Genomic DNA, 24,442 nt, shown 5'->3' with positions numbered 1-24,442 from the left:
ATTTAAACTCCGGATTCGCGAAAATGGATGTCGCTGACCGCACGCAGTCGTTCAGCCGCTTGTTCTGCCGTCAGGTCGCGCTGGGTTTCTGCCAGCATTTCATATCCGACCATAAATTTACGCACGGTCGCGGAACGCAGCAGCGGCGGGTAAAAGTGTGCGTGCAACTGCCAGTGTTGGTTTTCTTCACCGTTAAACGGTGCGCCGTGCCAGCCCATAGAATAGGGGAATGAGCACTGGAACAGGTTGTCATAACGACTGGTCAGTTTTTTCAACGCCAGCGCCAGGTCAGCACGCTGTTCGTCGGTCAAATCGGTAATTCGCAACACGTGCGCTTTCGGCAGCAGCAGCGTTTCGAACGGCCACGCGGCCCAGTAAGGGACAACTGCCAGCCAGTGCTCGGTTTCAACGACCGTACGGCTGCCGTCCGCCAGCTCACGCTGGACGTAATCAACGAGCATCGGTGCGCCTTGTTCGGCGAAGTACGCTTTCTGCAGGCGATCTTCACGTTCGGCTTCGTTAGGCAAAAAGCTGTTGGCCCAAATTTGTCCGTGTGGGTGCGGGTTTGAGCACCCCATCGCTGCGCCTTTATTCTCAAATACCTGCACCCAGGGATAGGTTTTGCCTAAGTCTTCAGTCTGTTCCTGCCACGTTTTCACAATTTCTGTTAGTGCAGGGACGCTGAGTTCCGGCAGCGTTTTGCTGTGATCGGGCGAGAAGCAAATTACACGGCTGGTACCGCGCGCGCTCTGGCATCGCATTAACGGATCGTGACTGTCCGGCGCGTCCGGGGTATCGGACATCAGCGCCGCAAAGTCATTGGTAAAGACATAGGTCCCGGTGTAATCCGGGTTTTTGTCGCCGGTAACGCGCGTATTGCCAGCGCACAGGAAGCAGTCCGGGTCATGTGCAGGCAGTACCTGCTTAGACGGAGTTTCCTGCGCCCCTTGCCACGGGCGTTTGGCGCGATGTGGTGATACGAGGATCCACTGCCCGGTGAGCGGGTTAAAACGGCGATGTGGATGATCGACAGGATTGAATTGCGTCATGATTGGTCCTTAATCCGAATATCCCTGCGGGTGGCGTGACTGCCAGTGCCAGGTATCTTGTGCCATTTCATCCAGTGTGCGGGTCACGCGCCAGTTGAGCTCTCGATCGGCTTTGCTGGCGTCAGCCCAGTAGGCCGGAAGATCGCCATCACGGCGCGGGGCGAAATGGTAATTCACCGGTTTACCGCAAGCTTTGCTGAAGGCGTTGACCACGTCCAGCACGCTGCTACCGATGCCTGCACCGAGGTTGTAAATATGTACGCCCTGTTTGCCCGCCAGTTTTTCCATGGCAGCAACATGGCCGTCGGCGAGATCCATCACGTGGATGTAGTCGCGTACGCCGGTGCCATCTTCAGTAGGGTAGTCATTGCCAAATATGGCAAGAGATTCGCGACGGCCAACGGCAACCTGCGCGATGTAAGGCATCAGGTTGTTTGGAATACCTTGCGGATCTTCCCCCATATCTCCCGATGGATGAGCGCCAACTGGGTTAAAATAGCGCAGCAGGGCAATGCTCCAGTCGGGCTGCGCTTTTTGCAGATCGGTCAGGATCTGTTCCACCATCAGCTTGCTTTTGCCGTACGGACTTTGCGGCGTGCCGGTGGGGAAGCTTTCAACGTAAGGAATTTGCGGCTGATCGCCATAGACGGTCGCGGAGGAGCTGAAAATGAAGTTTTTCACGTTGGCAGCGCGCATTGCATTCACCAGACGCAGAGTGCCGTTGACGTTGTTGTCATAGTACTCCAGCGGCTTGGCAACGGATTCTCCAACGGCTTTTAAACCGGCAAAATGGATGACCGTATCAATGGCATGATCGTGCAGAATTTCGGTTATCAGCGCTTCGTTACGGATGTCTCCTTCCACGAAGGTCGGATGCTTGCCGCCTAAACGCTCAATGACGGGCAGTACGCTGCGCTTGCTGTTGCAGAGATTGTCCAGGATCACCACTTCGTGACCATTTTTCAGTAACTGCACGCAAGTGTGGCTTCCAATGTAACCGCTACCACCTGTAACCAATACTCTCATAATTCGCTCCGTTAAGCCTATGGTATGCAATAACCATAGCATAACAAAGATGCGAAAAGTGTGACACGGAATAAATTAGTGGAATCGTTTACACTCCGGTGTTTTCACTCGATACTGCCAGTTACTTTATTATAAATCATTATGTTAGGTTGTTATTTCAGCACTTGTCTGAAAAAAAAGCAGAAAAAAGGGCGTGATAAACGCCCTGGCATGAAAATTAACGCAGAGAGGTTTGTCGATAGGCGTAGATATCACCCTCGGGTACAAACTCTAGCCGATGGGTAATGCAGGCAGGGGCATCTTCGGCGTGATGAGAGACAAACAAAAGCTGAGTTTCACCTTCACCGATCAGGACATCCACAAACCGACGGATCAGTTGACGGTTGAGCGGATCTAATCCTTGCAACGGTTCATCGAGGATCAGCAACGTAGGATGTTTCACCAGTGCACGAACAATCAATGCCAGCCGCTGCTGCCCCCAGGAAAGACTATGAAATGGCGCATCCGCGGTACGTTTATCGATGCCCAGAATATCCAGCCACTGTTGTACCAGCTTGTGCTGCCTGTCGGAGACGGCCTGATAAATGCCGATTGAATCGAAATAACCGGAGAGAATAACGTTGCGAACTGTCGTACTTACCCGGTAATCCAGATGCAGGCTGCTGCTGACATAGCCAATATGTTTTTTGATATCCCAGATAGTTTCACCGCTGCCCCGGCGGCGGCCAAACAGGGTCAGGTCGTTGCTATATCCCTGGGGATGATCGCCAGTGATTAAACTGAGCAGGGTTGATTTCCCCGCACCGTTGGGGCCGATGATTTGCCAGTGTTCCCCCGGATTTACCCGCCAGCTCAGATGATGCAGGATAGGGCGATCGTTATACGAGACGGTGCCGTCGTTAAGCACAATGCGCGGCTCGTTATCTGACAACGTGTGGCGCACCGAAGGCTCATCCGGTTCAGGTAACTGGATGCCTTCCAGCCGTTCGCTATGGGCAAGCTGAGCGATTAATGCCTGTTGCAGAAGGTCGGGTTTTGCACCGGTTTCCGTCAGCGTGCAGTCGGCAAGTACGCCGGCAAACTGCACGAACTCAGGAATTTCATCAAAGCGATTAAGCACCAGTACCAACGTTAAACCGGCCCGGTGCAACTCAGCGAGCAACTCTGCTAACTGGCGACGGGACGCCACGTCCAGCCCGTCAAAGGGTTCATCAAGGATCAGCAAATCCGGTGTGGACATTAATGCCTGGCAGAGCAGGGTTTTGCGCGTTTCACCGGTGGAAAGGTATTTGAAACGCCTGTTAAGTAGGGATGAAATGCCAAACTGCTGCGCCAGCGCAGCGCAGCGGGCGGGGTCGTGGACCTCATCCTGAATGATTTCTGCGGTCGTGCGCCCGGTGTCGTCTTCACCGGGACTAAGAAGATCGGTGTTGTTTCGCTGCCACTCGTCGCTGACCAGCTTTTGTAGCTGCTCAAAAGAGAGTCGGGTAATACGCGTAAACTGACAGTGACGTTCGCCTTTCAGGAGCGGTAACTCGCCCGCCAGCGCGCGGGCCAGCGCAGATTTCCCGCTGCCGTTAGAGCCAACAAACGCCCAGCTATCGCCCGCGTTTAACGTCAACGCATCTAACTGGAGCGTTTTTGTGTCGCTAAGACGAAACGTGCCTTGCGAAATTTGCAACGATGACATTTTGTATCCCATTATTTGCAGCGATGAATAACAGGGATACGTGTTCTTCAGGCTGATGTCAATTAACTCAGCACAGTGTGGCGATAATCACCCTGTCCGCATTAAAATATGCTGTGACGTTAGCGCCTTCCGTTAATGTGTGGGTCTGCTCTATCGGCAAAGTCGCGCACAGCGTCTGGCCGTCTGGCAAGGTCATCAACACTTCGCACTGCTCCGCTCCGCGTTCGATATGGCTAATCGTGCCCTGCAACTGGTTATCGGCGGCCTGAGCGATGGCGTCGTCCTGAGTGATTCCTACCCAAGGCGCTTTCAACAGAATCAGTACTTCTTTGCCTTCCTCAAGCCCGAGACGCTCGCCGCTTTGTGCAGTGATTGCCACTTTCAGGCGCGTTTCGCCATCCGCCAGTAGCACGTCGACATGCTGTTGAACCTGATCGTGGTCGCGGGCGGTAATGGTGCCAAACCACTGGTTACGGGCGCTGGTTTGCAGCGAAAAGCGAGAGATCGCCGCCAGCAGGCTATTGAGCGGCAGTGCGTCGTCATCGCTCAAAACATCGAAGGCTTTCTGTTGGATTTGCGCTAATAAATCATACAGCTGGATTAAGCGTTGGCCGTAGCGCGTTAACACCGCGCCGCCGCCGCCTTTGCCGCCAGTGGCGCGCTCAACCAGCGTTTGCTCACTGAGCTGGTTCATTTCGTTAATCGCATCCCAGGCGCTTTTATAGCTGATACCTGCATCCTTCGCGCCCTGACTGATGGAGCCGGAAAGCGCAATGTGCTTAAGCAGAGAAATGCGACGGGGATCGGCAAACAGTTTTTGCTGAAGTTTCAGCGTAAGAAGGATTTCGGCCTGCATCACAAGCTCCTGGCAAAAGGGGTATTGTGACGGAAAACCGCGCGCGCGCAAAGCCAACCGCACAAAAGGGGAGTGCTTTTCTGTGTTATGTGGTTAGAATACAACTAAGGACTATATCTGGAGTTGACCATGTTAGAGTTATTGAAAAGTCTGGTATTCGCCGTAATTATGGTTCCTGTGGTGATGGCTGTCATCCTGGGGCTGATTTACGGACTGGGTGAAGTGTTCAACATCTTCTCCTCTATCGGTCAGAAAGACCAGTCCAGACAGAATCATTGATTCCCCAAACGCCCGCTCAGTCGGGCGTTTATATTTTTTGCCTGCCAACTCGTTTTCTCAAGATCTTGCTTTCCCTGCCGATATTTTCTTTGTGTAACCTCTAATTGGTATCAATAACCACTGGGAAAATCCTGGTTTACTCGTTATATTTGCGCCTACATAACGAAACGCAAAGGAGTTACAGATGGCACGTACATGGTTACGCTTGTTTGCAGGGGCAACACTTTCTCTTACCGTTGCCGGACATGCGCTGGCGGATGAAGGAAAGATTACCGTTTTTGCAGCGGCTTCGCTGACCAACGCGATGCAGGACATTGCAACGCAATATAAAAAAGAGAAGAACGTTGATGTTGTCTCCTCTTTTGCTTCTTCTTCCACGCTGGCGCGTCAGATTGAAGCAGGCGCACCGGCCGATCTGTTTATTTCTGCCGATCAGAAATGGATGGACTACGCGGTAGACAAGAAGTCGATTGATACCGTATCGCGTGAAACGTTGTTGGGTAACAGTCTGGTGGTGGTTGCGCCGAAAGCCAGCGCGCAGAAAGACTTCACCATTGACAGCAAAACCAACTGGACCAGTCTGTTGAATGGTGGACGCCTGGCTGTTGGCGATCCAGAACATGTTCCGGCGGGCATTTATGCCAAAGAAGCGCTGCAAAAACTGGGTGCATGGGATACCCTGGCCCCGAAACTGGCTCCTGCTGAAGATGTGCGCGGTGCGCTGGCGCTGGTAGAGCGTAACGAAGCGCCGCTGGGGATCGTCTATGGTTCCGATGCTGTCGCCAGTAAGGGCGTAAAAGTTGTTGCGACTTTCCCGGAAGATTCGCACAAAAAAGTGGAATACCCTATCGCGATTGTTGATGGGCACAAAAACGCAACGGTTAGCGCGTTCTATGATTACCTGAAAGGACCGCAGGCTGCTGAAATCTTTAAACGTTATGGATTTACGACCAAGTAATGATACTGACCGATCCTGAATGGCAGGCCGTCATCCTGAGCCTGAAAGTTTCTTCCCTGGCTGTGTTGTTTAGTTTGCCGTTTGGGATCTTCTTTGCCTGGCTGCTTGTGCGATGCAAGTTCCCGGGCAAAGCGCTGCTCGACAGCGTTCTGCATTTGCCGCTGGTTCTGCCGCCGGTCGTGGTGGGCTATCTGCTGTTGGTCGCCATGGGGCGGCGCGGATTCATTGGCGAATGGTTGTACGACTGGTTTGGCATTACCTTTGCCTTTAGCTGGCGCGGTGCGGTACTGGCTGCGGCGGTGATGTCTTTTCCTCTGATGGTACGGGCAATTCGTCTGGCGCTGGAAGGTGTCGACGTCAAGCTGGAGCAGGCGGCCCGCACGCTGGGAGCCGGACGCTGGCGTGTATTCATGACCATTACGCTACCGCTGATGCTGCCCGGCATTATTGTCGGTACGGTGCTGGCGTTCGCGCGTTCCCTCGGGGAATTCGGCGCAACCATTACTTTTGTTTCCAACATTCCTGGCGAAACCCGCACCATTCCTTCGGCGATGTATACCCTGATCCAGACTCCCGGCGGCGAAAGTGCGGCGGCGAGGTTGTGTATCATTTCTATTGTTTTAGCGCTGATTTCGCTGCTGATTTCTGAATGGCTGGCGCGTATTAGCCGTGAGCGGACGGGGCGATAATTATGCTGGAACTCAATTTCTCCCAGACGCTGGGGACGCATTGCCTGACGCTCAACGAAACGCTGCCAGCCAGCGGCATCACCGCTATTTTTGGCGTTTCCGGCGCGGGCAAAACCTCACTGATTAACGCCATCAGCGGCCTGACGCAGCCGCAGTCCGGACGCATCGTGCTCAACGGTCGGGTCTTAAACGACGTCGAGAACGGTATCTGTTTAACGCCGGAAAAACGCCGGGTGGGCTATGTTTTCCAGGATGCGCGCCTGTTCCCGCACTATAAAGTGCGCGGCAACCTGCGTTACGGAATGGCGAAAAGCATGGCCGGACAGTTTGATAAGCTGGTGGCGTTGTTGGGCATTGAACCGCTGCTTGACCGTCTGCCTGGCGGTCTTTCTGGCGGTGAAAAGCAGCGTGTCGCCATCGGTCGGGCGCTGCTGACCGCGCCTGAGTTATTGCTGCTTGATGAGCCGTTAGCCTCACTGGATATACCGCGTAAACGCGAACTGCTGCCTTACCTGCAACGCCTTGCACGTGAAATCAATATTCCGATGCTGTATGTCAGCCACTCGCTTGATGAGATTTTGCACCTGGCGGATAAAGTGATGGTGCTGGAGAACGGGCAGGTCAAAGCGTTTGGTTCGCTGGAAGATGTCTGGGGTAGCAGCGTGATGCACCCCTGGCTGCCTAAGGAACAGCAAAGCAGTATTCTGAAAGTCAGCGTGCTGGAACATCATCCACACTATGCGATGACCGCGCTGGCGCTCGGCGATCAGCATCTGTGGGTCAATAAGCTGGAGCAACCGCTGCAAACCGCGCTGCGTATTCGTATTCAGGCATCTGATGTTTCACTGGTGCTCCAACCACCCCAGCAGACCAGTATTCGTAACGTTCTCCGGGCAAAAGTCGCGCAATGTTATGACGATAACGGTCAGGTGGAAGTTCAGCTTGAGGTGGGCGGTAAGACGCTGTGGGCAAGGATCAGCCCGTGGGCCAGGGATGAACTGGGTATCAAACCTGGCCTGTGGCTGTACGCGCAAATTAAGAGCGTATCGATTACCGCCTGATTACAGCAGGTGGGAGTAGATAAATTTCGCAATGCTGTCTGTGGTATTGTCACCAATCACGATGTTGGCGCGGGCTTTGACCGCGTCATCCGCGTTGCCCATCGCCACCCCGGTACCTGCGGCTTCCAGCATGCTGATGTCGTTAAAGTTATCGCCAAAGGCAATCACGTTTTCCATTGACCCGCCCTGTGCTTCAATCCACTGGGTCAGGCGTCGTCCTTTGCTGTTGCCTTTACGGGCAATGTCGACCTGATCGTGCCAGGACCATTCACACTCCAGCCCCAGCTGTTGCTCGACGTGCCGACCAAACTGCTGCAATTTCGGAATATCTTCATCGGTCAGGGCAAATTTCCAGACGGCGTTAACGTCATGCGCGGCCTGCGCCAGCGAAGGAACCTGGGTGAAGGTCGGGCGCTGTTCCGGCGGCAGAGTTTGTGCCCAGTTAGCGGTACGCACCACATGCCCGGTTGGGCGCTCATACAGCATGGCCTCATCCACATACATCAGCCCGTGGATCTGATGTTCATCCAGCATTTCGATCAGCTGTAATGCCTGGTCAACCGGGAGGGGATCGGATTCCAGTACCTTTTTTGCCTGATAATCATACAAGTAGGTACCGTTACAGCAAATTGCAGGTGTATCCAGCGCCAGTGCCTGATAAAAAGGATGAATAGCAACGTGATGGCGACCTGTGACAATGATAAGTTGGTAGCCTGCTTCTCTGGCGCGCGAGAGCGCTTCGAGAGAGGATGGCAGCAAGGTTTTTTTCGGGGTCAACAGGGTACCGTCTAAATCCAGGGCAATCACGCGTGCGGTCATAGTTTTTTCCAGATTAAGGTTGAGAATTTTGTCTGCTGGAATGGTACACCGAGACGGGAGCCGGACAAAATTCTGAGCCTTAATTAAGCATTCACCGTTAAAAGCGTCTACCTTAGGCGTGTGTCAGGCAATTGCAGCCACCTGCCAAAAAGCAAAGGAGTATTCATGAAGCAAACCGTTTATACCGCCAGCCCTGAAAGTCAGCAAATCCACGTCTGGAGCCTGAATCACGATGGTTCTCTGACGCTGACGCAGGTGGTTGATGTACCGGGTCAGGTACAGCCGATGGTCGTCAGCCCGGATAAGCGTTACCTCTATGTTGGTGTGCGCCCGGAGTTTCGCGTGTTGGCTTATCGTATTGCGCCTGATGACGGAGCGCTGACCTTCGCGGCAGAGTCTGCGCTGACGGGTAGCCCGACGCATATTTCTACCGATCATCAGGGACGTTTCGTGTTCGTTGGCTCTTATAACGCGGGTAGCGTGAGCGTCACGCGTCTGGAAGATGGCCTGCCGGTGGAACTGGTTGACGTGGTAGAAGGTCTGGATGGTTGCCACTCAGCCAACATCTCTCCGGATAACCGTACCCTGTGGGTTCCGGCGTTGAAACAGGATCGTATCTGCCTGTTTGACGTTAGCGATGATGGCCATCTGGTTGCGCAGGAACCGGCTGAAGTGACTACCGTTGAAGGCGCGGGCCCGCGTCATATGGCGTTCCATCCGAATAAGCAATATGCCTACTGCGTGAACGAGCTGAATAGCTCTGTTGATGTCTGGGAGCTGAAAGATCCGTACGGCAAGATTGAGTGTGTGCAGACGCTGGATATGATGCCTGCTGATTTCGCGGATACCCGTTGGGCAGCAGATATTCACATCACACCGGATGGTCGTCATCTGTATGCCTGTGATCGCACCGCCAGCCTGATTACGGTCTTTAGCGTCTCTGAAGATGGCAGCGTGTTGACCAAAGAAGGTTTCCAACCTACCGAAACTCAGCCACGCGGTTTTAATATCGATAACAGAGGTAAATACCTGATTGCAGCCGGACAAAAATCGCACCATATCGCGGTATACGAGATTGCTGGCGAACAAGGACTGTTGACGGAGAAAGGTCGTTACGCGGTAGGACAAGGCCCGATGTGGGTGGTTGTTAACGCGTACTAATATTGCGTCTAATGCCGGATGAGTATCCGGCACATTGCCCGGCAGAGCATGAATCTGCCGGGTTTACATCAGAGAATGACGTTTACTGCTTAGGTTCAGCAACCACTTTGCTACCGATACCGCGGTTGTTGTATTCCCACATACGGTTGAAGTTGGTGTCGTTCAGGTTACGCTGGATTTCACCTTTGTCATCTTCCGCACCGGTATTACCGGCAAACGGGCGTTTTGCGATAACGCTGTCAGCCCATGGTTTTGCCATGTTAAAGCCTTCGTTAATCACGCTGTCACGAATCACGACCTGACCGTTAGTGTTGGAATCGACATCCAGCGAGCGGCCTAACTGCGCCACGCCATCGCCACTTGCCGTGAAGCGACTATTAATCGCCAGGAAACCGTAGTAGATGTTTGACAGGGTAGCCGGTGCGAATACATAGGCTTCATGCTGGGTACGGGAGTTCACTACGCGGAAATCGGTGTTATCGAACACTACGGCACCGCGACCGGAAACGATATCCACATCGCCTTCAATGTAGCTGTTGGTAACCAGCGTACGCGGCTGACGATCGTTTTCCAGACGGTTTTGTACGCCGCTATTGGTCACGAAGAAGGTATTCTGGCGGCCAAGGATATTGACCTTGTTGATCTGCACTTTATCGCCATCGGTACGCAGTGCAACGGCCGGGTGGTTACCCGCATCAACGCTGTCACCCAGGTTGTTTTCGATGGTCAGGTTCTGCAATTGCAACCCGTTGTTTTGCGACCAGACGACAGCAGAACACATCACGCCAATATTCGTGCCGCGTTTGTTCTGGCAATTATCAAACATATACCACGCAGGTTTACCCGGCATGTATTTACCGGCTGGGTTCACCGTACGACGCCAGTCCGCGGTGCTCATTTCACCGTCAATGGCCTGGCCAATTTTCACATCAAGCGGTTTTTCGCCCATGCCGTACAGCGTCAGGCTACCTGTTGCTGCCGGGATATATACCGTACCCTGGTACTCGCCTGGCATAATCGCGATGTACTGACGTTTGTTAGTACGTTTGATGATTGCTGCATCAACAGCGGCCTGAATGCTGGTATGGGTGACGCCCTGAGTCCCTGCCGGGCCAACGACGAAGTCAGGCTGTGCAGGCAGAGAAATAGAAGAAGGGCTCCACGGCGCGGTGTTTGGCGTCAGCGCGGAAAAATAGTGCGCAGTAACGAAGTTTTTCGCTTCATTGGCCGACAAAATCGGGCGCGAAGAGGTTCCTGGCGCGGTTTGATCGGAAGGAATTTGATCGGGCGGCGTAGAGCTACAGGCGGTCAGCGTCACGCCAAAAGCCATTGCCAGCGCCAGACGGGAAACTGATGATATGTTCACAGGTTGCTCCGGGCTTTGAAAGTTATCCATTAAAGCCTGCTTTTTTATACTAAGTTGAGCGAAACGGGAAGGCGAAAAGGTAAAAAGTTGTTTTTTATCGCAGCAATGTCTGGCGCGGAGAGTCTTTATATCACAAATAGATAACAATTATGGTTCTTCAGGTTGACAACATCCCTATAATCAAAAATAAATGTCTATACAACCTATGACAAGTGGTGAGTCGAATGCAGCAATTCTTCCCTGATGATGTTATCTGGCGCAATGTTCGTCTGGCGACTATGGACCCTGAACGTGGTACCCCATATGGGCTGTTGGACGGTCACGCGCTGATCGTCCGCCAGGGCAAGATTCGCGATATCGTCCCGGAATCATCGTTATATCTCACGCATGACAATACTCTTGATATGCAGGGCAGGCTGATTACGCCTGGCCTGATTGATTGCCATACGCATCTGGTCTTTGGCGGAAACCGCGCAGGTGAGTGGGAGCAGCGGCTAAATGGTGTCTCCTACCAGCAGATAAGCGCTCAGGGTGGGGGGATCAATGCCACCGTATCGGCGACCCGCAGCGCCACGGATGAACAACTCTTACACGTAGCCCATCAGCGGATGGAACAGCTGATCAAAGAAGGTGTTACGCTGCTGGAAATAAAATCCGGCTACGGCCTGGATTTGCCGACAGAAGAGAAAATATTGCGCGTGGTGGCAGCGCTGGCGGCAGAGAGTATCGTTGAAATCAGCCCGACGCTGTTGGCCGCGCATGCAACTCCAGCGGAATACCGGGATGATCCTGACGGCTATATTACGCTGGTGTGTGAGACCATTTTGCCGCAATTGTGGGAACAAGGGCTGTTTGAGACCGTCGATCTGTTCTGTGAAAGCGTTGGTTTTTCGTTGGCGCAGAGTGAGCGGGTGTTTCAGGCTGCACAGGCGCTGGGCATCCCGATTAAAGGCCATGTCGAACAACTGTCATTGCTTGGCGGCGCACAGTTGGTAAGCCGCTACCAAGGGCTATCCGCCGATCATATTGAATACCTCGATGAAGCGGGTGTAGCGGCGATGAGCCAAAGCGGTACGGTCGGTGTGCTGCTGCCCGGCGCATTCTATTTCCTCAAAGAGCAGCAGCGCCCACCGGTAGCGTTGCTGCGTCAATATCAGGTACCGATGGCGGTAGCGACAGATTTTAACCCCGGTACCAGTCCGTTTATCAGCCTGCACTGGGCGATGAATATGGCCTGCGTTCAGTTTGGCCTAACGCCGGAAGAAGTATGGGCGGGCGTAACCCGTCATGCGGCCCGGGCACTGGGGCGTCATGCCACCCACGGTCAATTGAAGGCCGGGTTTGTGGCCGATTTTGTGGTGTGGGATGCAACCCTCCCGGTCGAGATCCTGTATGAACCCGGGCGCAATCCGCTCTACCAACGCGTATTCAAAGGACAAATAGCATGACCAACTGGCAACCAGCCTCACCTGCGCTGTGGCAGGGACGTGATGACCGCGCCGAATCGCCGAATGCGCTGCGCCTGTTTCAGACTATCACCCTGAGCCAGACGTTTAGCCCAGAAATGTACCGCGAGCAGATAGCGTTACTCGGGTTTGCCTGCGACGAAGGCGTTAAACGCAATCAGGGGCGCACGGGCGCCGCCGGAGCGTCCGATGTGCTGCGCAAGGCGTTGGCGAATTTAGCCAGTCATGATGGGCACAATCGACTGGTGGATCTGGGAAATATTGTGGCGCAGGCTCCCGATCTTGAGGGCGCGCAGCAGGCGTTACGCAATGCGGTACAGCGCTGTCAGCACGAGAACATGCGTACCTTTGTTTTGGGCGGGGGACACGAAACTGCCTTTGCGCACGGCGCGGGCGTACTGGATGCGTTCCCGCAGGCGAAAGTGGGGATAGTCAACTTCGATGCGCATCTCGATTTGCGCAAAGCTGAACAAGCTACATCCGGTACGCCATTTCGCCAGTTGGCGCAGCTTTGCGATGAACAGCAGCGTGAATTTCACTATGCCTGTATCGGCGTTAGTCGGGCGGCAAACACCCAGGCGTTGTGGGATGAGGCCCAGCGGCTCGGTGTTACCGTGGTGGAGGATCTGCATTGTGATACGGCGCAGGCGCAGTTAGCGCAGTTCATTGCCAATCTGGATGTCATCTATCTGACAATCGACCTCGACGTGCTGCCGGTGTGGGAAATGCCCGGCGTGTCGGCCCCCGCCGCGCTTGGCGTACCGTTGGCGACGCTGCTGAGACTGATTGAGCCTCTGTGTCGTAGCGGTAAACTCCTGGCGGTGGATATAGTTGAATTTAATCCACGCTTTGACGATGATGGCAGAGCAGCACGCGTGGCGGCGCGATTAGGCTGGCAAATCGCCCACTGGTGGCACTGATATACCTGATGGCGTTGCGCTTATCAGGCTCGGGTAATGCCTGTAAACTCTACCCACTCACATTTTCAGCTTAAGGAAGGCTCACGCATGCTCCCATCCCGTTCTGCTCCGGCTCCTTTTTACGAAAAGGTCAAACAGGAGATCAGCGAAAAAATTGCCAGCGGTATCTGGCAGCCTCACGATCGCATTCCGTCTGAGGCAGAACTGGTGGCGCAGTATGGTTTCAGCCGCATGACCATCAACCGGGCGCTACGTGAGTTAACGGATGAAGGTTTACTGGTGCGTTTGCAGGGCGTGGGGACGTTTGTCGCCGAGCCCAAAGGCCAGTCCGCGCTGTTTGAAATCCGCAGCATAGCGGATGAAATCAACGCCCGTCAGCATCAGCACCGGTGCGAAGTGCTGACGCTGGAAAAAACCCAGGCCAACGCCCAGCAGGCTTTGGTGTTAAATGTCAAAGAAGGCACCTCCATTTTTCACTCTGTCATGGTGCACTACGAGAACGACCTGCCGGTACAGATAGAAGATCGCTGCGTGAATGCCGAAATTGTGCCGGAGTATCTGGCGCAGGATTACAGCCAGACTACACCGCACGCATACCTGTCGTTGATAGCCCCTTTAACGGAAGGTGAGCATATTGTTGAAGCGGTACGTGCCAGCGCTGAAGAGTGCGCGCTGCTGAATATCAAAGAACACGATCCCTGCCTGCTGATTCGCCGTAAGACCTGGTCTGCGTCGTCCATAGTCTCTCATGCCCGTTTGCTGTTCCCGGGTTCCCGCTATCGCCTGCAAGGACGGTTTATGTCCTGATACAGGACATGAAAACCGTGATTGCTGACGCAATATAATAAAAATGTATCCTAATTGTTAAAATCACCCTTGCGATGACTTGTATAGACAAGTATATGTTTCTTATCTATCCGACGTTCGCGAGGAGTTTTCTGTCATGTCCCATAGCAAATATCGTCAGCAGGATATTCGTGCCCCACGCGGCACCACCTTAACGGCCAAAAGCTGGCTGACCGAAGCGCCGCTGCGCATGTTAATGAATAATCTGGATCCCGATGTGGCGGAAAATCCGCATGAGCTGGTGGTATACGGTGGGATTGGCCGCGCCGCGCGTGACTGGGAATGTTATGACGCCATCGTCAACGCGCTGACTAAACTGGAGACCGATGAAACTCTGCTGGTCCAGTCTGGTAAACCGGTAGGCGTATTCAAAACTCACGACAACGCACCGCGCGTGCTGATTGCCAACTCCAACCTGGTGCCACATTGGGCTACCTGGGAACACTTCAACGAACTGGATGCCAAAGGGCTGGCGATGTACGGCCAGATGACCGCCGGGAGCTGGATCTACATCGGCAGCCAGGGCATCGTGCAGGGGACTTATGAAACCTTCGTTGAGGCCGGGCGTCAGCATTATCAGGGTAACCTCAGCGGACGCTGGGTGCTGACCGCCGGGCTGGGCGGCATGGGCGGAGCACAACCGCTAGCCGCTACACTTGCGGGTGCGTGTTCGCTGAACATTGAATGCCAGCAAAGCCGAATTGATTTCCGTCTGCGTACCCGTTATGTCGACGAGCTGGCGACATCGCTTGACGATGCGCTGGCGCGTATCGACAAATACACCCGCGAGGGTAAAGCTGTGTCCATTGCGCTGTGTGCTAATGCCGCCGACGTTGTGCCGGAACTGGTGAAGCGCGGTGTGCGCCCGGATATGGTCACCGACCAGACCAGCGCCCACGATCCGCTGCATGGTTATCTGCCGTGCGGCTGGAGTTGGGAAGAGTATCAGGCAAAAGCGGTGTCCGATCCCCAGGGCACGGTGCAGGCGGCGAAACGTTCAATGGCAACGCACGTTGAGGCGATGCTGGCGTTTAGCAAAATGGGTGTGCCGACGTTTGATTACGGCAACAACATTCGCCAGATGGCCAAAGAGATGGGCGTGGAAAACGCCTTTGATTTCCCCGGCTTCGTACCTGCTTATATTCGCCCCCTGTTCTGTCGCGGTATAGGCCCGTTCCGTTGGGTGGCGCTGTCGGGCGATCCGCAGGATATTTATAAGACAGATGCCAAAGTGAAAGAGATCGTGGCTGATGATAAGCACCTTCATCACTGGCTGGATATGGCGCGTGAGCGGATTAACTTCCAGGGCTTACCAGCGCGTATCTGCTGGGTCGGCCTGGAGTGGCGACAAAAGCTGGGGCTGGCGTTTAATGAAATGGTGCGCTGCGGTGAAGTATCCGCGCCGATTGTTATTGGCCGTGATCATCTGGACTCCGGTTCTGTTGCCAGCCCAAACCGCGAAACAGAAGCTATGCGCGACGGTTCAGACGCCGTATCCGACTGGCCGCTGCTGAACGCGCTGCTTAACACCGCCAGCGGCGCGACCTGGGTGTCGCTTCATCACGGCGGCGGGGTTGGCATGGGCTTCTCTCAGCATGCCGGGATGGTGATTGTTTGCGATGGCACCGATGAAGCCGCGGCGCGCATCGCCCGGGTATTACATAACGATCCGGCTACCGGGGTGATGCGCCACGCCGACGCCGGGTATGACATTGCGGTGGAGTGCGCCGTTGAAGAAGGGCTGAATTTGCCAATGATTGCTGCGACGCAGGAGAAACGCTGATATGAACACCATGACACTCACGCCGGGCCATCTGAGTTTTACCCAGCTACGTGAAATCTGGCAGCAGCCGGTCAAACTGAACCTGGATGCCGGGGCGATTGATGCAATCAACGCCAGCGTCGCCTGCGTCAATAATATTGTCGCAGAAGGCCGTACGGCGTATGGCATTAATACCGGCTTTGGCCTGTTGGCTCAGACCCGTATCGCCACGGAAGATTTGCAGAATTTACAGCGTTCGCTGGTGCTTTCCCATGCGGCAGGCGTTGGCGAGGCGCTGGATGACGCAATGGTTCGCCTGATTATGGTGCTGAAAATCAACAGCCTGGCGCGCGGTTTTTCCGGCATTCGTTTGAGCGTGATTGAAGCGCTGATTGCGCTGGTGAATGCCGAGGTATATCCACTGATCCCGGCGAAAGGGTCGGTGGGCGCATCGGGCGACCTGGCGCCGCTGGCACATATGTCGTTGACGCTACTGGGCGAAGGTAAAGCGCGCTGGCAGGGGGAATGGCTCCCGGCTACCGACGCGCTGAAAAAGGCCGGACTGGAGCCGATCACGCTGGAGGCGAAAGAGGGACTGGCGCTGCTCAACGGCACTCAGGCTTCCACCGCCTTTGCACTGCGCGGGTTAATTGAAGCTCAGGAACTGTTTGCGTCTGCGACGGTGTGCGGGGCGCTGACCACAGAAGCCGTGCTGGGCTCCCGTCGTCCGTTTGACGCCCGTATTCATGCCGCGCGAGGGCAGCGTGGGCAGATTGATGCCGCAACGCTGTACCGTCATGTGTTGACCGACTCCAGCGCGCTTTCGCAGTCGCATCATAACTGTGAAAAAGTTCAGGATCCGTATTCTCTGCGCTGTCAGCCACAGGTGATGGGGGCATGTCTGACACAAATGCGCCAGGTGATGGATGTCCTGCTGGTTGAGGCCAACGCGGTTTCCGACAACCCGCTGGTGTTTGCCGAAGAGGGCGATGTGATCTCCGGTGGGAATTTCCATGCTGAACCGGTGGCGATGGCGGCAGATAATCTGGCGCTGGCGATTGCGGAAATCGGCTCGTTGTCAGAGCGGCGCATTGCGCTGATGATGGACAAACATATGTCGCAGTTGCCGCCGTTCCTGGTGAAAAATGGCGGGGTTAACTCCGGCTTTATGATTGCTCAGGTAACTGCCGCCGCGCTGGCGAGCGAGAACAAAGCGCTGGCGCATCCGCACAGCGTGGACAGCTTGCCGACATCTGCTAACCAGGAAGATCATGTTTCTATGGCTCCGGCGGCGGGGCGCAGACTGTGGGAGATGGCAGCAAATACGCGCGGCGTGATTGCCGTGGAGTGGCTGGCGGCGTGTCAGGGGATTGACCTGCGTGAAGGGTTAACCTCCAGTCCGTTGCTGGAGCAGGCGCGACAGGCGCTGCGCGAGCAGGTTGCCCACTACACGCAGGATCGCTTTTTTGCCCCGGATATTGAGTGCGCGACCGAGCTGTTAGCGCAAGGAACGTTGCTGAAATTGTTGCCTGAATTTCTGTAGAAAATTGCCTGATGTCGACGCTGACGCGTCTTATCAGGCCTACGGTCTGCTTTGTAGGCCGGATGAGGCGAAACCGACATCCGGCTCAACACAGCTTAGCTAAACATCGCCGTAATCGAAGCGCTGGCGAGCGAGTGGAAATGGACGTTAAATCCAACCATCGCGCCGCTGGCACCTTCATCGACATCAATACGCTCCACATCCAGGGCGTGAACCGTAAAGATATAGCGGTGGGTTTCACCCTTCGGCGGCGCAGCGCCGCCATAACCAGCTTTACCAAAATCTGTACGGGTCTGAATCACCCCATCCGGCAGCGCAACCAGCCCGGAGCCGAATCCTTGTGGTAGTACGCGGGTATCAGCCGGCAGATTTACCACCACCCAATGCCACCAGCCGGAGCCGGTTGGCGCATCAGGATCAAAGCAGGTCACGACAAAGCTTTTGGTTCCTGCGGGTACGTCATCCCACGCCAGATGCGGGGAAATATTATCCCCGTCATACCCCATGCCGTTAAAGACGTGGCGATGCCCAAGCTTATCGCCATCGCGCAGATCGTTACTGATTAGTTTCATGCTGACTCCTCTCGTTAGCCAAAAAGTGTAGCCAGAAACCGTAGAGCTTACCGCTGATTAATCGCTAAAAAATGTTGCATTGCGCACAGCCTCGTTCACGGCCTGCGTCAGGCGACGCAACTGATCGGGCTGGATGATGTACGGCGGCATCAGGTAGATGAGCTTGCCAAACGGTCTTATCCACACGCCCTGTTCGACAAAGAACTTCTGTAACGCTGCCATATTCACCGGATGCGTGGTTTCGATGACGCCGATGGCGCCGAGCACGCGTACGTCCGCGACCCAGCAGGAATCTACCGCCGGGGCGAGTTCTGCCCGCAGTTGCGCTTCAATGGCCGCTACCTGCGTGCGCCACTCGCCGGTTTCGATTAACGACAGGCTGGCGGAGGCGACGGCGCAGGCCAACGGATTGCCCATAAAGGTCGGGCCGTGCATGAAGCATCCGGCTTCACCGTTGCTGATGGTTTCCGCAACCTGGCGGGTGGTGAGGGTTGCAGAAAGGGTCATTGTTCCGCCGGTTAACGCTTTGCCCAGGCATAAAATGTCCGGAGTGATGTCGGCATGCTCGCAGGCAAACAGCTTGCCTGTACGACCAAATCCGGTGGCGATTTCATCGGCAATCAGCAGGATCCCTTCACGGTCGCACATCTTACGGATGCGTTTTAACCATTCGGGATGATACATGCGCATACCGCCAGCGCCCTGTACGATTGGCTCTAGGATCACCGCCGCAATTTCGTGGCGATGCGCGGCCATCAGACGGGCAAAAGGCACCATATCCAGTTCGTCCCACTCGCCGGCCATGCGGCTTTGTGGGGCAGGGGCAAACAGGTTCTCCGGCAGGTACCCCTTCCACAGACTGTGCATTGAGTTGTCAGGATCGCAGACCGACATCGCGCCGAAGGTATCACCGTGATAACCGTTACGAAATGTCAGGAAACGCTGGCGGGATTCGCCTTTAGCCTGCCAGTATTGCAGCGCCATTTTCATTGCAACTTCTACTGCGACCGACCCTGAATCCGCGAGAAAAACGCACTCCAGCGCCTCTGGCGTCATCGCCACCAACTGGCGGCACAGCGCAATGGCCGGGGCATGGGTAATGCCGCCAAACATCACATGCGACATGGCATCAATCTGCGTTTTCATCGCGGCGTTCAGCTGCGGGTGATTGTAACCGTGGATTGCCGCCCACCAGGATGACATGCCGTCAATCAGCTTCTCACCGCTGGCTAAGATCAGTTCGCAACCTTCGGCACGCGCCACCGGATAAACCGGCAACGGGGAGGTCATGGAGGTGTATGGGTGCCAGATATGGCGTTGGTCAAACGCAAGATCGTCCGTTGTCATAATCGACTTGTAAACCAAATTAAAAAGATTTAGGTTTACGAGTCTACACCAAACTAACAACGAAACGTATACCAATATGGCTCATTCTTCTCGCTGGACAATGTCGCAAGTCACCGAATTATTTGAAAAACCACTGTTGGATCTGCTGTTTGAAGCGCAGCAGGTTCATCGTCAGCATTTCGATCCGCAGCAGGTACAAGTTAGTACGCTGCTGTCGATTAAGACCGGTGCTTGCCCGGAAGATTGCAAATACTGCCCGCAAAGCTCCCGCTATAAAACCGGTCTGGAAACAGAACGGTTGATGGAGGTTGAACAGGTACTGGACTCGGCACGTAAGGCGAAGCAGGCCGGTTCAACGCGGTTTTGCATGGGCGCGGCGTGGAAGAACCCGCATGAGCGCGATATGCCGTACCTGGAACAAATGGTTCAGGGCGTGAAAGAACTGGGGCTGGAAGCCTGTATGACGCTGGGCACGCTGGACGAATCTCAGGCCCAGCGCCTGGCCAATGCGGGTCTGGACTACTACAACCACAACCTCGACACCTCGCCGGAATTTTACGGCAATATCATCACCACCCGCTCGTACCAGGAGCGCCTGGATACGCTGGATAAAGTGCGCGAGGCGGGCATTAAAGTTTGCTCCGGCGGGATTGTTGGGCTGGGCGAAACGGTGACCGACCGCGCGGGTCTGCTGCTGCAATTAGCGAATCTGCCGACGCCGCCGGAAAGTGTGCCGATCAACATGCTGGTGAAAGTGAAGGGCACGCCGCTTGCCGATAACGACGACGTAGATGCTTTTGATTTTATTCGTACTATCGCCGTGGCGCGTATCATGATGCCGACCTCATACGTGCGTCTTTCTGCCGGGCGCGAGCAGATGAACGAACAAACCCAGGCGATGTGCTTTATGGCCGGGGCCAACTCGATTTTCTACGGCTGCAAACTGCTGACCACTCCGAACCCGAACGAAGATAAGGATTTGCTGTTATTTCGCAAGCTGGGTCTTAACCCGCAGCAAACGGCGGTACTGGCGGGCGATAACGAACAGCAACAACGTCTGGAGCAGGCGCTGCGTACCCCGGATACCGACGATTACTACAACGCGGCAACCGTATGACCTGGCAGCAAAAAATTGACGATGCGCTAACAGCGCGTCGTCGTGCTGATGCCCTGCGTCAGCGCTATGCAGTGACGCAGGGAGCCGGGCGCTGGCTGCAGGCCGACGGTCGCCAGTATCTGAATTTCTCCAGCAACGACTACCTCGGCTTAAGCCACCATCCGCAGATTATCTGCGCGTGGCAGCAGGGCGCTGAGCGTTTTGGCGTCGGCAGCGGCGGCTCGGGCCATGTCAGCGGTTATTCCGTTGCTCATCAGGCGCTGGAAGAAGAGCTGGCGCAGTGGCTCGGCTATTCCCGGGCGCTGTTGTTCATCTCTGGTTTTGCCGCCAATCAGGCGGTCATTGCCGCACTGATGGGAAAAGATGACAAGATTGTTGCCGACAGGCTCAGCCATGCCTCGCTGCTGGAGGCTGCCAGTCTTAGCCCTGCCGTGTTACGTCGCTTTACTCATAACGACTCGCAACATCTGGATCGTCTGCTGACAGCCCCCTGTCCGGGGCAGCAGCTGGTGGTCACCGAAGGCGTGTTCAGCATGGATGGCGACAGCGCGCCGCTGGCAGAAATCCACGCGGTGGCGAAACGGCAGGGCGCGTGGCTGCTGGTGGATGATGCGCATGGGATTGGCGTAAGCGGTGAGGAAGGGCGTGGTTCGTGCTCCCGACAGCAGGTGAAACCTGAGCTGTTGGTGGTGACATTTGGCAAAGGGTTCGGCGTCAGCGGTGCGGCGATCCTGTGTTCTGATAGCGTGGCCGATTATCTGCTGCAGTTTGCCCGTCATCTGATCTACAGCACCAGCATGCCGCCAGCCCAGGCTCAGGCCTTGCGCGCCGCGCTGGCGGTGATCCGCAGCCGCGAAGGCGATGAGCGCAGAGAAAAGCTGGCGATGCTGATCCAGCGTTTTCGCGCAGGGGTGAATACTACGGATTTGACGCTGGCACATTCAGACAGCGCTATTCAACCGCTGATCGTTGGCGACAATCATAAAGCCTTGCAACTGGCACAGACGCTACGGCAACAGGGGTGCTGGGTGACGGCGATTCGTCCACCGACGGTGCCGGTTGGGACGGCCAGGCTGCGGATTACGCTGACCCAGGCGCATGAAGTCCAGGATATCGACAACTTACTGGAGGTGCTGCATGGCGCAGGTCAATAAGCAGGCGATTGCCGCTGCGTTTGGTCGCGCGGCCACGCACTATGAGCAACATGCGGAGCTTCAGCGTCAGAGCGCCGATGCGTTACTGGCGCAACTCAATGGCCGGGCGTTCTCACGGGTTTTGGACGCGGGCTGTGGGCCTGGGCGTATGAGTCGTTACTGGCGGGAGCAGGGGAGCGAGGTCTGTGCGCTGGATCTGTCGGCGCAAATGCTTACGCAAGCGCAGCGTCACGATGTCGCCCATCACTATCTGCTGGCGGATATCGAAGCCATTCCGCAGGCCGCTGCCACTTTCGACCTGGCCTGGAGCAATCTGGCCGTGCAGTGGTGCAACGACCTGCGCGGCGCGTTACGCGAGCTATACCGGGTGGTGCGTCCTGGCGGGGCGGTGGCGTTTAGTACGCTGGCGCAAGGGTCGATGCCGGAACTTCGTCAGGCGTGGCGAGCAGTTGATGACCGGGAGCATGCCAACCGTTTTTTGCCCGTGGAGCAACTGGAAAACGCTCTGTGCGGCTGGGACGTTGAATACCAGTCTCATGCCGTCACGCTGTGGTTTGATGATGCACTGAGCGCCATGCGCTCGCTGAAGGGCATTGGCGCGACGCATTTGCATGATGGACGCGAGCAGCGTGTGCTGACCCGCTCGCAGTTGCGCCAGTTACAGCTCGCCTGGCCCTGTCAGCAGGGTAAATATCCGCTGACCTATCATCTTTTTTTGGGAGTGATTCAACGTGACTAACACATATTTTGTCACCGGGACGGACACCGAAGTAGGTAAAACTATCGCCAGCTGTGCGTTGCTTCAGGCGGCGGGACAGCTGGGGTTGCGAACGGTCGGCTATAAGCCGGTGGCGTCAGGCAGTGAAATGACGGCTGAAGGTCTGCGAAACAGCGATGCGCTGGCTCTACAGCGCAACAGCGTTGTGGCAGTGGATTATGCGGCCATCAATCCGTATACCTTCGCCGAACCTACCTCACCGCATATCATCAGTGCTGACGAAGGACGCCCCATTCAGGCTTCAGTGATGTCTGCGGGTTTACGCTTGCTTGAAGAACAAGCTGACTGGGTATTGGTGGAAGGCGCAGGCGGATGGTTTACGCCACTTTCACCAACGCTGAGTTTTTCTGACTGGGTAAAAGCGGAACAACTGCCGGTGATTCTGGTGGTTGGTGTTAAGCTCGGTTGTATCAACCATGCCATTTTGACCGCCCAGGCGGTGCAGCAGGCCGGGCTGACGCTCGCCGGATGGGTTGCCAATGATGTGATGCCACCTGGCAAGCGTCATGCTGAATATATGGCGACGCTAAAGCGTGCGCTTGCGGCTCCGCTACTGGGGGAAATACCCTGGCTGGCAGAAGAGCCGGAACGAGCATCGACAGGTCGTTATATCGATCTTAGCGTTTTGTCTCTGGCATCCACCAGTTGTTGATTAGCGGGTCGCTGAATTGTGTTATTTGTCCTTGAGCCACGTTGCGGCCACGATGTAACAAGCAATAGCAGTCGGCGACCCGACGAATAAACGGCAGGCTCTGCTCCGCGAGCATAATGGCGATGCCAAGCTCCTGGCTTAGCCTCACAATCAGATTCCCCAATTTGTGGATATACGCCTGGCCACTTCCTCGCGTCGGCTCATCGAGGATCAGCAGGCGCGGGCGAGTGACCAGCGCACTGGCGAGTGCAAGCAGGTGCTGATTTTCCTCTGATAATGCCACCCCTTTGGCCTGACGCAGTACAAACAGCTGCGGAAACAGGCGGTAAATATCGCTGCTGTTCATCGCTTCGCTTTCCTCAACCGCCTGGCGCGCAATGTGCAGATTTTCCTCTACCGTCAGCTGCGAAAAAATTCGCCGTTCCTGTGATACACAGTTAATACCCAGCGCAATGCGCTTTGCCGCCGGAATCTGAAGCAGATCGCAAGGTGGTGCGCCAGCCTGATGCCAGAACATGGTTCCGCTCTCAATCGGTAAATTACCGATGATGCAATTGGCCAGCGTGGTTTTTCCCATCCCTGGAAGACCCAGCACGGCGGTACATTTGCCGGGCAACAGGTCGAGATCGACATCCCAAAGCGAGTGTTGATTACCGTAATAGTGATTCACTGCACGAAGACTCAACATAGATTTCTCCCTCATGATGATATCCGCCTCGCGGGCTGATGGTCGGGAGAAAACTGCAAATCTCTTGCCAGAAGCGGAATTAGGGGAAAATACAGCAGAATAGCGTATTGAGCGGGTTGCGGTATCCGGCTTGTTGTGGATGAGCGCCGCAGTGTGCACATTGTCAGTGCCTGGTGGCGTTGTGATGGTGCAAGCAGGAAAATGATGAAAATGCGAGCAAGATCTCGGCCATCCCAGGTCGCTTCGTTAGCTGATAAATATCAAAAAATAGCGATAATTTTTTTTTATCCCACCAGAAAAGATCATCAGGACGTTTTTGCCAGGCTACAGTCCGTACGGGCTGGAGGCAGTTATCCACTATTCCTGTGGATAACCTTGTGTATTAGAGTTAGAAAACACAAGGTAAGCGAGAGAAGACGCGGCCTGCGACTAAATTGATGCGAAAGACGGCTTGAGATAATAGTCATTAAATTACAGTGTGTTAGATAAATGCAATGGCTGTCGCAGAAGTGTCATGTGTTGCCACAAAACTTTCATCGGGTAGCTTGACAAATGTTAAAAAAGTCATTGGTTTGGGGATAACACATTTTTGCTGGTGTTTTATCTTGCCTGCGGACAAATTTTAGCCTGTAGTCACGGCCAT

Annotated in this window: 23 protein-coding genes; 14 read left to right on the top strand and 9 right to left on the bottom strand. The window is 55.1% G+C overall.

Annotation, left to right across the window (positions count from 1 at the left end):
• Positions 1-2: 2 nt before the first annotated feature.
• The 4 genes from galT to modE form a co-directional block, all read right to left on the bottom strand.
• Complete coding sequence (galT, locus tag GHC22_RS16030; protein WP_032942745.1) at positions 3-1,049, bottom strand: galactose-1-phosphate uridylyltransferase; 1,047 nt, start codon at positions 1,047-1,049, stop codon at positions 3-5.
• A gap of 9 nt (positions 1,050-1,058) precedes the next feature.
• Positions 1,059-2,075, bottom strand: coding sequence for a UDP-glucose 4-epimerase GalE (gene galE, locus GHC22_RS16025; RefSeq protein ID WP_003831462.1), 1,017 nt, complete (start codon positions 2,073-2,075; stop codon positions 1,059-1,061).
• 217 nt (positions 2,076-2,292) lie between these two features.
• Positions 2,293-3,765, bottom strand: a complete 1,473-nt coding sequence (gene modF, locus GHC22_RS16020) for a molybdate ABC transporter ATP-binding protein ModF (RefSeq protein WP_153753504.1) — start codon at positions 3,763-3,765, stop codon at positions 2,293-2,295.
• A 67-nt stretch (positions 3,766-3,832) separates the two neighbouring features.
• Positions 3,833-4,621, bottom strand: a complete 789-nt coding sequence (gene modE, locus GHC22_RS16015; protein WP_003831465.1) for a molybdenum-dependent transcriptional regulator — start codon at positions 4,619-4,621, stop codon at positions 3,833-3,835.
• A gap of 129 nt (positions 4,622-4,750) precedes the next feature.
• On the opposite strand from modE, the gene GHC22_RS16010 reads away from it, so the two are divergent.
• From GHC22_RS16010 to modC, 4 genes are all read left to right on the top strand, one after another.
• Entirely contained in the window at positions 4,751-4,900 is a 150-nt protein-coding gene (locus tag GHC22_RS16010) for an AcrZ family multidrug efflux pump-associated protein (RefSeq protein WP_020996536.1), read from the top strand.
• Positions 4,901-5,084: 184 nt separating this feature from the next.
• Positions 5,085-5,858, top strand: coding sequence for a molybdate ABC transporter substrate-binding protein (modA, locus tag GHC22_RS16005; RefSeq protein WP_153753502.1), 774 nt, complete (start codon positions 5,085-5,087; stop codon positions 5,856-5,858).
• The gene (modB, locus tag GHC22_RS16000; protein ID WP_008784169.1) at positions 5,858-6,547 is read left to right on the top strand and encodes a molybdate ABC transporter permease subunit; all 690 of its coding nucleotides are present in this window, start codon (positions 5,858-5,860) and stop codon (positions 6,545-6,547) included. Before modA ends, modB begins: the two co-directional genes overlap by 1 nt.
• A 2-nt stretch (positions 6,548-6,549) precedes the next feature.
• Positions 6,550-7,608, top strand: a complete 1,059-nt coding sequence (gene modC, locus GHC22_RS15995; protein WP_003831474.1) for a molybdenum ABC transporter ATP-binding protein ModC — start codon at positions 6,550-6,552, stop codon at positions 7,606-7,608.
• Here the strand turns inward: modC and GHC22_RS15990 are convergent, their stop codons facing one another.
• Positions 7,609-8,427: a pyridoxal phosphatase gene (locus GHC22_RS15990; protein ID WP_008784170.1), complete on the bottom strand. Its 819-nt coding sequence runs from the start codon at positions 8,425-8,427 to the stop codon at positions 7,609-7,611. It lies immediately after the preceding gene.
• 165 nt (positions 8,428-8,592) lie between these two features.
• Here GHC22_RS15990 and pgl point away from each other — a divergent pair, with 165 nt between their 5' ends.
• Positions 8,593-9,588 (top strand): 6-phosphogluconolactonase, encoded by a 996-nt coding sequence (gene pgl, locus GHC22_RS15985; protein WP_153753501.1) that lies wholly within the window; start codon positions 8,593-8,595, stop codon positions 9,586-9,588.
• Between the two features lie 82 nt (positions 9,589-9,670).
• On the opposite strand, the gene GHC22_RS15980 is transcribed toward pgl, so the two are convergent.
• Positions 9,671-10,954, bottom strand: a complete 1,284-nt coding sequence (locus GHC22_RS15980; protein WP_153753499.1) for a putative acyl-CoA thioester hydrolase — start codon at positions 10,952-10,954, stop codon at positions 9,671-9,673.
• Positions 10,955-11,178: 224 nt separating this feature from the next.
• Between GHC22_RS15980 and hutI the strand changes: the two genes are divergently transcribed.
• The 5 genes from hutI (at position 11,179) to hutH (ending at position 17,491) form a co-directional block, all read left to right on the top strand.
• Positions 11,179-12,402, top strand: coding sequence for an imidazolonepropionase (hutI, locus tag GHC22_RS15975; protein ID WP_153753498.1), 1,224 nt, complete (start codon positions 11,179-11,181; stop codon positions 12,400-12,402).
• Positions 12,399-13,340 carry a formimidoylglutamase gene (gene hutG, locus GHC22_RS15970; RefSeq protein ID WP_153753496.1) on the top strand — a complete coding sequence of 314 codons (942 nt, stop codon included), beginning with the start codon at positions 12,399-12,401 and terminating at the stop codon, positions 13,338-13,340. The genes hutI and hutG overlap by 4 nt, the downstream gene beginning before the upstream one ends.
• A gap of 87 nt (positions 13,341-13,427) precedes the next feature.
• Positions 13,428-14,147: a histidine utilization repressor gene (locus tag GHC22_RS15965; RefSeq protein ID WP_003831502.1), complete on the top strand. Its 720-nt coding sequence runs from the start codon at positions 13,428-13,430 to the stop codon at positions 14,145-14,147.
• A 136-nt stretch (positions 14,148-14,283) separates the two neighbouring features.
• Positions 14,284-15,969 carry a urocanate hydratase gene (gene hutU, locus GHC22_RS15960; RefSeq protein WP_153753494.1) on the top strand — a complete coding sequence of 562 codons (1,686 nt, stop codon included), beginning with the start codon at positions 14,284-14,286 and terminating at the stop codon, positions 15,967-15,969.
• Position 15,970: 1 nt separating this feature from the next.
• A complete protein-coding gene (hutH, locus tag GHC22_RS15955) occupies positions 15,971-17,491 on the top strand; it encodes a histidine ammonia-lyase (protein WP_100272738.1) in 1,521 nt (506 codons plus the stop codon).
• Between the two features lie 95 nt (positions 17,492-17,586).
• On the opposite strand, the gene GHC22_RS15950 is transcribed toward hutH, so the two are convergent.
• Both GHC22_RS15950 and bioA read right to left on the bottom strand, forming a co-directional pair.
• Complete coding sequence (locus GHC22_RS15950; RefSeq protein WP_008784178.1) at positions 17,587-18,063, bottom strand: kinase inhibitor; 477 nt, start codon at positions 18,061-18,063, stop codon at positions 17,587-17,589.
• Between the two features lie 57 nt (positions 18,064-18,120).
• Complete coding sequence (bioA, locus tag GHC22_RS15945; protein ID WP_153753493.1) at positions 18,121-19,410, bottom strand: adenosylmethionine--8-amino-7-oxononanoate transaminase; 1,290 nt, start codon at positions 19,408-19,410, stop codon at positions 18,121-18,123.
• 76 nt (positions 19,411-19,486) lie between these two features.
• On the opposite strand from bioA, the gene bioB reads away from it, so the two are divergent.
• The 4 genes from bioB to bioD are packed head-to-tail and all read left to right on the top strand — an operon-like array spanning position 19,487 to position 23,111.
• Positions 19,487-20,527, top strand: a complete 1,041-nt coding sequence (gene bioB / locus GHC22_RS15940; protein ID WP_008784180.1) for a biotin synthase BioB — start codon at positions 19,487-19,489, stop codon at positions 20,525-20,527.
• Entirely contained in the window at positions 20,524-21,681 is a 1,158-nt protein-coding gene (gene bioF, locus GHC22_RS15935; protein ID WP_153753491.1) for an 8-amino-7-oxononanoate synthase, read from the top strand. Before bioB ends, bioF begins: the two co-directional genes overlap by 4 nt.
• Positions 21,665-22,420, top strand: coding sequence for a malonyl-ACP O-methyltransferase BioC (gene bioC, locus GHC22_RS15930; protein WP_032942762.1), 756 nt, complete (start codon positions 21,665-21,667; stop codon positions 22,418-22,420). The genes bioF and bioC overlap by 17 nt, the downstream gene beginning before the upstream one ends.
• Entirely contained in the window at positions 22,413-23,111 is a 699-nt protein-coding gene (gene bioD, locus GHC22_RS15925) for a dethiobiotin synthase (protein WP_153753489.1), read from the top strand. Before bioC ends, bioD begins: the two co-directional genes overlap by 8 nt.
• On the opposite strand, the gene GHC22_RS15920 is transcribed toward bioD, so the two are convergent.
• On the bottom strand, positions 23,077-23,799 hold the full coding sequence (locus GHC22_RS15920) for an ABC transporter ATP-binding protein (protein WP_153753487.1): 723 nt from the start codon (positions 23,797-23,799) through the stop codon (positions 23,077-23,079). The genes bioD and GHC22_RS15920 overlap by 35 nt on opposite strands.
• Positions 23,800-24,442 lie beyond the last annotated feature (643 nt).

It is taken from the genome of Citrobacter sp. H12-3-2 (genome assembly GCF_009649895.1).
Lineage (GTDB): Bacteria > Pseudomonadota > Gammaproteobacteria > Enterobacterales > Enterobacteriaceae > Citrobacter > Citrobacter portucalensis.
This window is presented reverse-complemented; position numbering and strand designations above follow the sequence as displayed.